The 11,730-nt window shown below is 74.5% G+C and carries 13 protein-coding genes; 5 read left to right on the forward strand and 8 right to left on the reverse strand.

Annotated elements, in window-relative coordinates; genetic code table 11:
• Window positions 1-5: 5 nt before the first annotated feature.
• Window positions 6-617 carry a dTDP-4-dehydrorhamnose 3,5-epimerase gene (gene rfbC, locus AB0M43_RS12595; RefSeq protein WP_363723914.1) on the reverse strand — a complete coding sequence of 204 codons (612 nt, stop codon included), beginning with the start codon at window positions 615-617 and terminating at the stop codon, window positions 6-8.
• A 356-nt stretch (window positions 618-973) separates the two neighbouring features.
• Between rfbC and AB0M43_RS12600 the strand changes: the two genes are divergently transcribed.
• On the forward strand, window positions 974-1,750 hold the full coding sequence (locus tag AB0M43_RS12600; RefSeq protein WP_363723916.1) for a trypsin-like peptidase domain-containing protein: 777 nt from the start codon (window positions 974-976) through the stop codon (window positions 1,748-1,750).
• 46 nt (window positions 1,751-1,796) lie between these two features.
• Window positions 1,797-2,144 (forward strand): DUF2304 domain-containing protein, encoded by a 348-nt coding sequence (locus AB0M43_RS12605; protein WP_363723918.1) that lies wholly within the window; start codon window positions 1,797-1,799, stop codon window positions 2,142-2,144.
• A gap of 115 nt (window positions 2,145-2,259) precedes the next feature.
• Here AB0M43_RS12605 and AB0M43_RS12610 read toward each other — a convergent pair whose 3' ends face one another.
• Window positions 2,260-3,846, reverse strand: coding sequence for a DUF2142 domain-containing protein (locus AB0M43_RS12610; protein ID WP_363723920.1), 1,587 nt, complete (start codon window positions 3,844-3,846; stop codon window positions 2,260-2,262).
• Window positions 3,843-4,289, reverse strand: coding sequence for a GtrA family protein (locus AB0M43_RS12615; protein WP_363723922.1), 447 nt, complete (start codon window positions 4,287-4,289; stop codon window positions 3,843-3,845). Before AB0M43_RS12615 ends, AB0M43_RS12610 begins: the two co-directional genes overlap by 4 nt.
• A 196-nt stretch (window positions 4,290-4,485) precedes the next feature.
• Here AB0M43_RS12615 and AB0M43_RS12620 point away from each other — a divergent pair, with 196 nt between their 5' ends.
• Window positions 4,486-5,499, forward strand: coding sequence for a glycosyltransferase family 4 protein (locus AB0M43_RS12620; RefSeq protein WP_363723924.1), 1,014 nt, complete (start codon window positions 4,486-4,488; stop codon window positions 5,497-5,499).
• 37 nt (window positions 5,500-5,536) lie between these two features.
• Here the strand turns inward: AB0M43_RS12620 and AB0M43_RS12625 are convergent, their stop codons facing one another.
• The 5 genes from AB0M43_RS12625 to AB0M43_RS12645 form a co-directional block, all read right to left on the reverse strand.
• Complete coding sequence (locus AB0M43_RS12625) at window positions 5,537-6,229, reverse strand: 4'-phosphopantetheinyl transferase superfamily protein (protein ID WP_363723926.1); 693 nt, start codon at window positions 6,227-6,229, stop codon at window positions 5,537-5,539.
• A 104-nt stretch (window positions 6,230-6,333) separates the two neighbouring features.
• Window positions 6,334-7,257, reverse strand: a complete 924-nt coding sequence (locus AB0M43_RS12630) for a penicillin-insensitive murein endopeptidase (protein ID WP_363723928.1) — start codon at window positions 7,255-7,257, stop codon at window positions 6,334-6,336.
• Window position 7,258: 1 nt separating this feature from the next.
• Entirely contained in the window at window positions 7,259-8,005 is a 747-nt protein-coding gene (locus AB0M43_RS12635) for a M15 family metallopeptidase (RefSeq protein WP_363723930.1), read from the reverse strand.
• 400 nt (window positions 8,006-8,405) lie between these two features.
• On the reverse strand, window positions 8,406-9,755 hold the full coding sequence (locus AB0M43_RS12640; RefSeq protein WP_363723932.1) for a serine hydrolase domain-containing protein: 1,350 nt from the start codon (window positions 9,753-9,755) through the stop codon (window positions 8,406-8,408).
• A gap of 96 nt (window positions 9,756-9,851) precedes the next feature.
• Window positions 9,852-10,439 carry an NAD(P)H-dependent oxidoreductase gene (locus AB0M43_RS12645; RefSeq protein WP_363723934.1) on the reverse strand — a complete coding sequence of 196 codons (588 nt, stop codon included), beginning with the start codon at window positions 10,437-10,439 and terminating at the stop codon, window positions 9,852-9,854.
• A gap of 87 nt (window positions 10,440-10,526) precedes the next feature.
• On the opposite strand from AB0M43_RS12645, the gene AB0M43_RS12650 reads away from it, so the two are divergent.
• Window positions 10,527-10,880 carry a helix-turn-helix domain-containing protein gene (locus AB0M43_RS12650; protein ID WP_363723936.1) on the forward strand — a complete coding sequence of 118 codons (354 nt, stop codon included), beginning with the start codon at window positions 10,527-10,529 and terminating at the stop codon, window positions 10,878-10,880.
• 198 nt (window positions 10,881-11,078) lie between these two features.
• Window positions 11,079-11,699 carry an AAA family ATPase gene (locus AB0M43_RS12655; RefSeq protein WP_363723938.1) on the forward strand — a complete coding sequence of 207 codons (621 nt, stop codon included), beginning with the start codon at window positions 11,079-11,081 and terminating at the stop codon, window positions 11,697-11,699.
• The last annotated feature ends 31 nt before the right edge of the window (window positions 11,700-11,730 follow it).

Here is an 11,730-nt window from a genome sequence, read left to right on the forward strand (position 1 = left end):
ACCGCTCAGACACCTTCCGTTTTGAGTTTGGAGTACCAGCGCACGCAGGAAGCGTATTCCGGGAGCAGTCCGGCCGCCGCCTGTTCGGCCAGGGTGGGGGCCGCCGCGTCCTTATCGGACAGGATCAGGTCGCCCCGGTCGAAGGGCAGGTCGAGCGCCAGGTCCGGGTCGAGCGGGGAGATGCCGTGCTCGGCGGCCGGGTCGTAGTGCTCGGAACACAGGTACAGGAGCGTGCTGTCGTCCTCCAGGGCGCAGATGGCGTGCCCGAGGCCCTCGGCGAGGTACACGCCCCGCCGGTCCACGTCGTCGAGCCGGACGACCCGGTGCTGACCGAACGTGGGCGAGCCGACCCGGACGTCGATCACGAAGTCGAGCAGCGACCCGCGCAGGCACGTCACGTACTTGGCCTGGCCCGGCGGCGTGTCGGCGAAGTGCACCCCGCGCACCGTGCCGCGCGCCGACACCGAGGCGTTCGCCTGCTCCAGGCGCACCGGGTGGCCGGCGACCCGGGTGAACAGGTCGGCGCGGTACCACTCCAGGAAGCGGCCCCTGCTGTCCGGGTGCTGGACCGGCGTCATCGCGTACGCGCCCTCGATCCCCAGCGGCTCGATCCTCACAGCCCCTCCTCCACGGGCCCGCCCGGGCGACCCGCGTCGACGTCCCGGCGGGCGGGTCCCACCCGGGGAAGCCTAGGACACCTCGCTGCCTGCGACTGACCACAACCGGACAGTCACGGACGTTCCCGGCCATCTATGCTCGCCCGCCGCCCGCCGCCCGCCGCCACCCTCCGCGCCGGTGCCTCGGCGCCCCGGCGCCACCCGCCCCCGCCGGGAGCCGGGAGCCAGTCACGCCGGGAGCCGGAGGCCGGTCACGCCGACGGCTCCGGCCTCTCCGGCCCCGCCGTGGCGAGCCTCTCCGAACATTCCGGCCCCGGCCCCTGCCCGCGCCGCCCGCCCGGCCATAGGATCGGGCCGTGGTCCAACGGCACAGACGTCCCACCCGGCTGCCCCGCGCGCGGTTCGCCCTGGTCGCCGCGACGGTGCTGGTGGCGGCCGCCGCGGCCTGGGCCGTGTTCCCGGGCTCCGCCGTCCCGACCGCGGCCCCGCCGCCGCCCGGGCCGCCCGGCGTGGTCACCCCGGTGCCGCTGGGCGAGCCGGCGGTCGGCGCGCTGTTCGGGGCGGCCGGGGAGCGGGGCTGCACGGCGAGCGTGGTGCACAGCCCGGGGCGCAACCTGGTCCTGACCGCCGCGCACTGCGTGACCGGCGACGACATGTTCTTCGCGCCCGGCTACCACGACGGGCAGCGGCCGTCCGGCACGTGGCAGGTCGTCGACCGGATCCTGGACGACCGGTGGGACTCCGACGGCGACCCGGACTACGACCTCGCGTTCCTGCTGGTCCGCGACGCCGACGGCGACCGGCTGGTGGAGGACGTGGCCGGGGCGCACGAGCTGGCCACCGAGGGCCCGTTCGACCAGCCGGTCCGGATGACGGGCTACCCGGCGGGTCTGGACCATCCGATCAGCTGCGACGGCCTCAGCCAGCGCTGGGAGGACACCCAGTTGCGGATCGCCTGCGCGGGCTTCACCGACGGGACGAGCGGCGGCCCGTGGGTGACGGCGTCGGGCGCGGTGGTCGGCCTGATCGGCGGGTACGAACAGGGCGGTGGGACGGCCGACATCTCCTACAGCCCGTACTTCGGCGAGGGCGTGGCGGCGCTGTACCGACGCGCGACCGGGGGCGCGCGCTGATAGGGTTCGCCCCGCGCCCGCAACCTCTGGTGGAGACGGAATTCTCATGAAACTCACGATCGTCACCGCGACGACGGGGCTCATCCTGGTGGCCGTCATCGTCGAGTTGCTGCGCCGCCGGCAGCTCCGCGAGAAGTACGGCATGCTGTGGCTGGCCGTCGGTCTCGTCGTGGTGCCGTCCGCGCTGTTCCCGGGGACGCTGGACCGGTTCGCCCGGACGATCGGGATCGCCTCCGGGATCAGTCTGGTGCTGTTCCTGGCGGTGTCGTTCCTGCTGCTGGTCTGCGTCCACCTGTCGTGGGAGGTCAGCCGGCTGGAGGAGGAGACCCGGGTGCTGTCCGAGGAGGTCGCGTTGATCCACGCCAGGTTGGGCGCGGACGAGGAACCGAGCTGACCCCCCACAGGGGACCAGGAACGACCACCGAACCGGGCACGACCACCCGACCCGGCACCGTCCACCCGCCGCTCGCAGCCGGACCGCCGCTCGCGGGCACCCGGCCGGACCGCCGCTAGCGGTCCGCCCCGACCGGCTCCGGCAACACCCGTGGCTGCGGCACACCGGCCACGATGGTCGGCTCCGTCAGGTCCGGCCACGCCGCCGCCACCCGGGGCGCCCGCCAGGTCAGCCACCCGAGCAGCGCGAGTCCGAGCACCATGGCCAGCAGCGGCAGCTCGGGGCCGAGCGGCGGCGTCCACGCCCCGCCGAACGGGTTGAGGTCGGCGATCCCCGGCCGGTTCACCTTGATGCCGCGCTGCCAGCGGATCATCGTGAACCACAGGAACACCAGGTGGATCGGCAGCAGGACGACGGCGACCATCCGGGTCAGCTTGCGGGCCGCGTCGGCCCCGACGCCGCGCCGTTCGATCACGAACGCGCCGAGCAGGGGCACCGCGACGAGCAGCGGCATCATGTACCGGGCCTGGGTGATGAACCCGTAGCTGTTGACGTTGACGACCTGGATCAGGGACAGCAGTCCGCCGCCCCCGGCGACGAGCGCGAGGATCCGCAGCCGGTCGGCCCGGCTGCCGAGCGCGAACCCGGCCAGCACCAGCCCGCCGGCGACGCAGGTCCACACGGCGTAGAACGGGCCGGGGATCTCGGTGTCCAGCCAGCCGGTGACGCCGACCAGCTGGTCGAGGTAGTGCTGCCAGCGGGTGATCTCCGCCCACAGCGCCTGGGTGGGCCGCAGGGGGGTGGCCGCCTTGAGGGGGACGAGCACGGAGGACTTCATGACCACGATCCACGCCACGGACAGCAGGGCCGCCGCGCCGATCGCGAGGCCCCACCAGCGCAGCAGGGGCGTGCGCCACAGGGTGACGATCCGGCGCCAGCCCAGCGGCATCAGCAGGGTGACGAGCGCGATCGCGCCGAACAGCGGGCCCATGGAACGCAGGGTGACGAGCAGGATCGCGCTGATCCCGATGAGCGCGACCAGGGGCCGGGCCGGGCCGCGCGCCGGGCCGAGGAACAGCGGGATGCCGGCGGAGAACAGGGCGATGCCGGCGGAGATCTCCAGGCCGCTCGGGTTGATCGCGCCGGACATGTGCCCGACGATCGGGCTGGTGACCGCGATCAGGCCGCCGAGCATCAGCCCGTACCGGGACCAGCGGGCCAGGACCGTGAACGCGCCGGCCAGCAGCGCGGCGGACAGGGCGGCGCTGATCAGCCGGGCGAGGATCAGCCCGGGCCAGCCGGGCCACAGCCGCAGCGGGCCGCCGACGAGCGCGTAGTACAGCGGGTTGTAGCGGCCGGCGCTGGTCGGCTTGGACACGAGTTCGCGGTCGGCGGTGGGCGCGAGGGCGCAGGCGGCGGGCAGGGCGGGCTGACCGTGGTACCAGCAGCCGGTCTCCAGGGTGCCCCGGATCCCCTTCGGCACGACCTGGAACGCCCCGGTGCCGGCGAACGCGTCGGCGGGCTCGGGCATCACGTCGCCCCCGGCCACCCCGGCGGCGCGGACGGAGTGCGCGGGCTCGTCGGGCGCCCCGTCGTACGGCGCGGCGAGTGCCCAGGAACCGATCAGCAGGAAGAAGCCGAGGAACGCCGGCAGCCACAGCCGGCGGCCACTCGGGCGGGCGGGCGGTTCGGGGGAGGTCACGGTGACGCCTTCACTTCCGTACGATCGGGACGGGCTGCCGGGGTGGTGTAGATCCACCGGCGGGAGACCAGGTAGTTCATGACGAACAGGCTCGCGGTGACGACGGCCTTGGCGTAGCGGTAGTCCAGGCCCAGTTTGCTGATCCACGGGACGAGGACGACGGTGAGGCCGAGGTTGACGAGCACGAGGCACACGTACCGGGCGAAGTGCCGGACCGCGCCGCCGCCGGTGGCCGAGAAGACCCAGATCCGGTTGAGGAGGAAGTTCGCCAGGAACGCCGCCCCGTAGGCCAGGGCGGAGGCCAGGGAGAGCCACAGGCCGGCGACGCCGTGCAGGAGGATCAGGATGGCCTCGTCGAGCAGGAAGCACGCGCCACCCACAAGTGCGAACCGGACTCCCGAGGTGCGGGCGAGGATCCCGATCCGGTCTGGAATATCCACCACGGACGAGTCCCTTCCGGTCAACCCACGAGAGGCCCCCGAAAGTGTAAACGGTGTTTCGCACCACACCGCATAGGGGTGTCGGACAACTCCCCCTTATGTGGATCACAGATAAATGCCTTCTTTGTTCATAAAAGTACTGTGAGGATCCGCGCCAGGCTATCCTTTGTGGGTATTTGTCCAGTTCTAGGGGGCGCAGATGCGGATCGTGATCATTGCCACCCGGGATCCGCGCAACCAGCTCTCGGGTTCCGCCGAGCGGTACACCCACGAGATCGCGCGCCGGTGGGCCGCCGGGGGCCACGAGGTCCGGCTGTTCGCCCAGGAGGTGCCGGGTCGGCCACCCGAGGAGGACCACGAGGGGGTACTGGTGGCGCGCGCCGGCACCCGGCACACCGTCCGCCGCGAGGCCCGCCGCTGGTACGCCGAGACCCTCCCCACCCCCGACCTCGTCCTGGATCTGCTCGGCCCGCGCCCGTTCGGCTGCCCGGGCTGGGTGACCGACGCCCCGGTGGCCGCCCTGGCCCTGGGCGTGCGCCGGCTGCACGGGATCCGCCTCCCGCTCGTCGCCCGCTGGCGGCTGCGCGGCTACCGGGCCGTGCCCACCCTGGCCGTGTCCGCCTCCGCCGGCACCACCCTGCGCGCGCACGGCCTGGACGACGTGGCCGTGGTCCCCGCCGGGGTCGAGCCCGCGCTGCTCCCGGCCGCGCCCCGCGAACCGGCCCCCACCGTCGTGTACGCCGGCCGGCTCGCCGGCCCCGGCCCCCGCGAGGCGCTCCGCGCCCACCAGCTGCTCCGGGCCCGGATCCGCGACGCCCAGCTCTGGTTCGTCGGCGCCGGCCCCGACGCGGCCCGGCTGTCCGGCCCCGGGGTGCGGGTGCACGAGCCGGCCCGGCGCGCGGAGCTGACGGCCCGGGCGCACGCGCAGGTGCTCACGGCGGCGGTCGAGGACTGGCCGTTGGCCGTGGACGAGGCGGCGGCCCTGGGCACCCCCACGATCGGGTACGACCGGCCGGGGCTGCGCGACGCCATCCCGGCCGCGCGGGGCGTCCTGACCGGGCCGACCCCGGAGGCACTGGCCGGCGGGCTGCTGCTGCACCTGCCGGGCTGGACGGTGCGCCCGGCGGCCGGGGGCTGGGCCGGCGGGGCGCTGGCGTGGGACGCGGTGGCGGAGGCGGTGCTGCACGCGGCGACCCGGCCCAGGACGGCGTAGCAGCCGGCCCGGAACGGCATAGCGGTCGGAGGCGGTGTCAGCCCGCGAGCAGCGGTCCCGCGTCGTGTTCGGTGACCCCGCCCAGCGGGCCGAGCACGGTCAGCGCCGCCGCGTACCCCGCGCCCGGGTCCAGGTCGACCATCGCCGCGTCCAGGGCCACGCCGCCCGGGTACGCCAGCAGCCGGGGCGCCTCGCCCGGCGGGGAGACGTGCAGCTCGGCCATCGGCGCGTACAGCCCGTCGCCGGTCGCCTTGACCACGGACTCCTTCCGCGTCCAGTACGTGTAGAAGGCGCTCTCGCGGTCCGCCTCGGGCAGCGCGCGCCACGCGGCCAGCTCGGCCGGGGTGAGCACCGCGTCGGCGACCCCGTCGCGGTCGCGGCCCTCGGCCCGCTCGACGTCGAGGCCGAGCTCGACGCCGGTGGCGAAGGCGACGCCGATCCGGTCGCCGGAGTGCGACACGGAGAACCGCAGGTCACTGCCGACGAGCCGGGGCTTGCCGTGCGGGCCGGCGCACCGGGTGCACTCGCGGTCCAGCTCGATCTTCTCCGGCGGGGTGCCCGTGAGCTGGGACAACACCAGGCGGACGATCGCGCAGCCGACCGTGAACTGCTCCCGCGCCGAGGCGACCCGGAACCGGTCGTGCCGGTCGCGCTCGACGTCGCTGAACAGCTCGACGTGCGCCGCCCGCGCCTGGTCGGCCCGGCCCCACCACACCTGTACGTCCGTCACGCGCCCAGCTTACTGCGGCGGACATCCCCGGCATCCCGGGTGCCGGCCGGTACACAGTGGCCGGCCGGTGCCGGCGGGCCCGGTCACCCGGGCCCGCCCGCCGCTCAGTGGTACCGGATGTGCAGGTGGTTGTCGTGGTTGGGGTACTGGGTGGTCAGCCCCTCGGCGATCAGCGTCGGGTCGTTGAAGTACACGAGGGTCACGTGCCCCGGGGCGGCCGCCCGCACGGCCTGGACCAGCTGGCGGGTCGCCGCCCGGTCGTAGGTCGCCGACTGCCAGGTGATCCGGCCGGCCGTGCACTGCGCCGAGTCGGTCCGGACCGGCCACACGTCGATGTCGAGCCCGACCTCGTGGCTGGCGTGGCCGGGGATGTCCCCGCCGTGTTCGAACGACGCGTCCCCCAGCGGCACCCGGCCCTGCCCGGTGGCCGCGAAGGACCGGGCCGCCGCCTCCAACTGGCCGATCGCGCCGCCGGTGGCCCAGTTGGCGGTGCCGTTGCCGTCCGGGTCCTGGTCGCACAGGTCCCCGAACGCCGGGTAGGCGTAGTGCCAGAGCAGGTTCTTCCAGGTGGTGGCCCCGACGACCCCGTCGGCCCCGATGCCCATGTGGCTCTGGAGGGCCCGGACCGCGCTGTCGGTGCCCGCGCCGAACACCCCGTCGACGGCGAGGGCCAGCCGGCGTTTCCTGTTCAGTTGCGCCTGGAGCGCCTTCACGGCCGCGCCCGAGGAGCCGGACCGCACGGTGACCACGAGCGCGCCCCAGGTGGCGGCCCCGACGACGCCGTCGGCGGCCAGACCCTTGCTGGCCTGGAAGGACTTCACCGCGTTCTGGGTACTGGCGCCGAAGTTCCCGTCGGAGGGCGCGCCGTACCCGTGCTGTTGCAGCAGGTACTGCACCGCGAGGGTGTCCACGCCCAGGTTGCCCCGGCTCTGGAGCGGGTACGCCGCGCTCGGATGCGCGACGGCCGGCGCGGCCAGCCCGGTGACCACGAGCGCGACGGCGGCGACGAGGACGGTCAGCCGGCGCACGTCACACCCCGCAGTTCGGCGCGGACCAGGACCGGCCGGAGCGGATGTCGACGTGCACGTGGTCGTTGTGGTCGGGGTACCCGGGGCCGAAGATGCCGTTGAAGCCGGCGTACCGGGCGCGCTGGGCGATCTGGCACAGGGTCAGGCCGCTGCCCACCAGGTCCAGGGCCGTCCCGTACGTGTGCTGCCCGGTGCCGGAGCCGCCGACCGAGGAGTCGCACGCCCTGCTCCGGAAGCCCGAGGTGACGGTCAGCGGGTGGTCGCCGAGCTGGCGGCGGAGCGCCTCGGCCTTCCACATGGCGCGCAGCAGGTTCGCCTGCACGGTCGCCGCGGACACGCTGCCGCCCGCGTAGCCGCCGGCCCCGCAGCCGCCGTCGACCTCGGACCACGCGAAGTGCAGCGGGGTGCAGTCGTTGTCCTGGAGTTCGTACAGCTTGGCGAACGTCGCGGGGCCGGCCACCCCGTCGGCCCCGAGCCCGTACGCGGCCTGGAAGCGCTTGACGGCGGCGGCGGTCGCGGCCCCGTACGCCCCGTCGACCGCGATCACCTCGCCGTAGGCGCCCCAGCCGGCGACCCGGATCTGGAGGGTGGTGACGTCGCCGCCGGACATGCCCTGCGAGAGGGTGCGGTTCCAGGTGTAGCAGGCGTCGGCGTGCGCGGGCGCGGCGGTGCCGAGGCTGACCGCGCACACCGCCGCGAGACTCAGGGCGAGAGTGACGAACGTGCGGAATACCTTGTGGAGGGACATGGCGCTCCTTGTCCTAGCAGGACCCCGAATGCGGACATCGTGGCGGCAGCTATCCATCCAGGTCAATGGCATTGATCAATTCTTCACGAACCGGCCGCCCGGCGAGAGGGGACTGTTTCCCTCAGGAGGTGTCGCGGCCGCCGAAGGCGCGGGGCGCACGGGGGCCGCCGGAGGTGCGGGAGGCGCGAGGCGCGGGAGCGGTGGGCCGCCCGGGCCGGTGGCACTCGGGGACCACGACGGCGCCCCGCCTCCTGCGAGGTGGGGCGCCCGGGGTTGGCGGGCCCGATGGCGGGTTGCGGCCGGTACCACCTCCGAGCCCCGGACAACCGTAGATCTTTCGCGCCGCAACTCCAAACCGTAGAGTCGTCGTGTACAGATAGTGACAGAACTGTGGGACGAATCAGGGCAAGTCCACAGTGCCCGAACCCCAGCCCTCCCCGGGGTACGGCTCCCTGGTGAACCGGAACGTACCCAGCTCCAACGCGTCCGGCGACCCGTCCGCGCCCCGGACGACGGTGAGCGTCTCACCCGCGAAGTAGCCCTCCAGCCCCGTCCAGCCGCCCGCGCCGTCCGGCCGCAACCGGGTGCCCCGACCGGCCGCGCCCAGGGGAGCCAGCTCGAACGTCCGGTCCGGACCGAGGCGCAGGGTGTGCGGGGTGGGCCCCCAGTACCAGGTGCCGGTCAGCGCGACCAGCGACGGTTCGGCGGCCGGGTCGGGCGCCCAGGCGGGCAGCGGCGGCTCGTGCTCGGCGAGCAGGCCCAGCAGGTCCGTGGCCAGGCCCGGCATCGCGGCGTTCGTGGCGTTCGCGGCGACCGCCACGCCGGTCCGCTCGGCCGGGTCGGCCCACACGACGGCGACGAAGCCGGGCATCGAACCGGTGTGCCCGGCGAGCCGGCGGCCGTCGCGGCGGGCGAGCTGCGGGCCGAGGCCGTGCCCGATCAGCCAGTGCGGACCGTCGTCGACGCCGATCGGTTCGCGCATCTCCGCGAGGGTGTCGGCGGCCAGTACTCCCCCGGTGTCCCCGGCGAAGAACGCCGCCCAGCGGGCCAGGTCGGGCAGCGTGGACCAGAGCTGGCCGGCGGGGGCCATCGCGCCGCTGTCGTGCGCGGGCTCGGGCAGCAGCACGTCCGCCCACGGGTGGGTGGCCCAGCCCCGGGCGTGCCCCGGCCGGGGCAGGTAGCTGGTGCCGGTGAGCCCGAGGGGGCGGAGGATCTCGGCGTCGACCGCCTCCGACCAGGGCACCCCGCGCAGCAGGGCGACGAGGTGGCCGAGCAGCGCGTACCCGGTGTTGGAGTAGTGGAACCGGCGCCCCGGCCGGAACGGCGCCCGGTCCGGGCCGAGCATGGCGAGCAGCGCGGCGGTGTCGAAGCCGGGCGCGCGTTCCCACCAGTCGCCGTCGGGCTCGGCGCGCAGGCCGGCGGTATGCGACAGGAGCTGGCCGACCGTGACGTGTCCCACGGCGGTGCCCGGGACGTGCCGGTCGAGGGGGTCGTTCAGGTCGAGCCGGCCCTCGTCGCGCAGCCGCAGGACGAGGACCGCGACGAAGGTCTTGGTGATCGACCCGATCCGGTACTGGGTCTCCCCCGTCGGCGCGGCCCCGTCCACCAGGCCGCGCGCCCCGGACCACACGGTCGCCCCGTCCCGGACCAGCGCGCCGACCAGGGACGGCACCCGGGCGTCGGCCTGGGCGGTCGCGAGCCGGGTGAGCAGGGCGCGGGCGGTGCCCGGGAGCACGGTGTCAGGCGTCATACCCCGGAAACTACCGGCCCGACGGGTACGGAGCGGTGCGGTTTCGTACCCGTCGGACGGACCGCGTCCCGCCCGCGCGCCCGGATCGCCGGACGGTCAGGCGGCGACCAGGGCGTCGAGGGCCTCCCGCTCGCGGTGCGCGCCCGCCATCTGCCCGGTGGCGTCGAGCACCCGGACGTCGTGGATGCCGAGGAAGCCGAGGAAGTGCCGGACGTACCCGGTGAGGAAGTCCACCGGCGAGTCCAGCGGCACGCCGTTGCTGCTCACCGCGACGTAGGCCTCGCGGATGTTGTCGACCAGGCCCACCGGGCCCGCCTCGGAGTAGCTGAAGGTGACGCCGGCCTGGGCGACCTGGTCGAAGTACGCCTTGAGGGAGGCCGGGACCGAGAAGTTGTACATCGGGGCGCCGATCACCAGGTAGTCGGCGGACCGGAGTTCGGCGATCAGGTGCCGCGAGCTGGACAGCAGCTGGCGGTGGGCGTGGGTCCGGTCGGCCTCCGGGGTGTAGATGGCCTCGATCTGGCCCTCGCTGACGAACGGCACGCCCTGGGCGACGTCGCGGTCGACCACCTCGGCGTCCGGGTGCCGGCGCAGCAGATCGGCCACGACGGCCTCGGTGAGGCGGCGGCTGCTCGCGTCGGCGTACCGGGCGCTAGAGTTGATCTTGAGAATGCGGACGGACACTGGTGCCTCCGGGCTCAGGGGTTACACTACTTACGAAAGATAAGCACTTACGGAAGGTAAGTGCAAGGGGGCGCTAGAATTTTGGACGTGACCAAGGCGACAGGTCAGGACTTCTCGGCGGGCTACTGTCCGCAGGTCCAGTTCGCCGCCGAACTCATCGGGCGGCGCTGGACCGCGGCGATCATCGCCGTGCTCAACGAGATGGGCCACGCCCGCTTCAAGGACATCCGCTGCCGGGTGCCCGGCCTGTCCGACCGGCTGCTCGCCGACCGGCTGGAGGAGCTGGAGTCGGTGGGCGTCGTCGTCCAGTGCCCCGGCGCCGTGGGCTACTCGATCACCGCCAAGGGCCGCGAGCTCGGCCCGATCCTCAACGAGCTCGGCGCGTGGTCGGACCGGTGGTGCGCGGAGCTGGGCGACCGCCCCGGCCGCCGGACGTCCTGAGCCGGCCCCGCCGCGGGCCTCCTCCGCCCGGCCGGTCGGCGCGCGGCCGCCGACCGGAGCCGTGCCCCTCCGGGCAGCCCTCACCGTTTCGGCCGACCGGCCGCCGGCCCGACGTTCGATAAACTGCGCCCGCCGGGTACCGGCACCCGGCGGCCGATCCGCCGCCGCCCCACCCCCGCACCGACAGGGAGCCCAGCCGTGAGCACGCACGACCTGCGCGGTCCCGGCGAGCCGACGACTCTGTACTACCCGGCCGGCACGGTCGTCGTGGTCGCCGGCATCCCCGGCGCGGGCAAGACGACGCTGCTCCGCCGCCTCTTCGGCCTCACCGGCCAGGAGACCGGGCCGGTCGCGCTGCCCGGAGGGGCATGGCTGCTCGACTCGGAGCAGGCCCGCAACCGGTGGCGGGGCCGCCTCGGCGACCGGGTGCCGTACGCGGCGTACCGGCCGCTGGTGCACCTGACCCACTACCTCGCCGTGTACCGGGCGGTCCGCGCCGGCCGGGGCGTCGTCCTGCACGACTGCGGCACCCGGCGCGCCCTGCTGCGCCTCCTCACCGGGGACCGGGCGCACCTCGTCGCCCTGGACGTGTCGGCGGCCGACGCCCGGGCCGGCCAGTACGCCCGGGGCCGGCGGGTGCGGGGCCGGTCCTTCCGCCGGCACGACCGGGCCTGGCGGTTCCCCTCCGACGGCGGACTACCCCCGGTCGCCGAGGGTTACCGCAGCCTGGTGGTGCTGGACCGGGTCGCCGCTGACCGGATCGCGGCAATCGTCCTGGGCGGCCCGATCAACTCTCCGACAGCGGCTATCGTGCTGTAGCTTCCTGCCCCACAATGAGGTCCACCGTAGC

The organism is Longispora sp. NPDC051575, from assembly GCF_040681875.1.
Taxonomy (GTDB): Bacteria; Actinomycetota; Actinomycetes; order Mycobacteriales; family Micromonosporaceae; genus Longispora.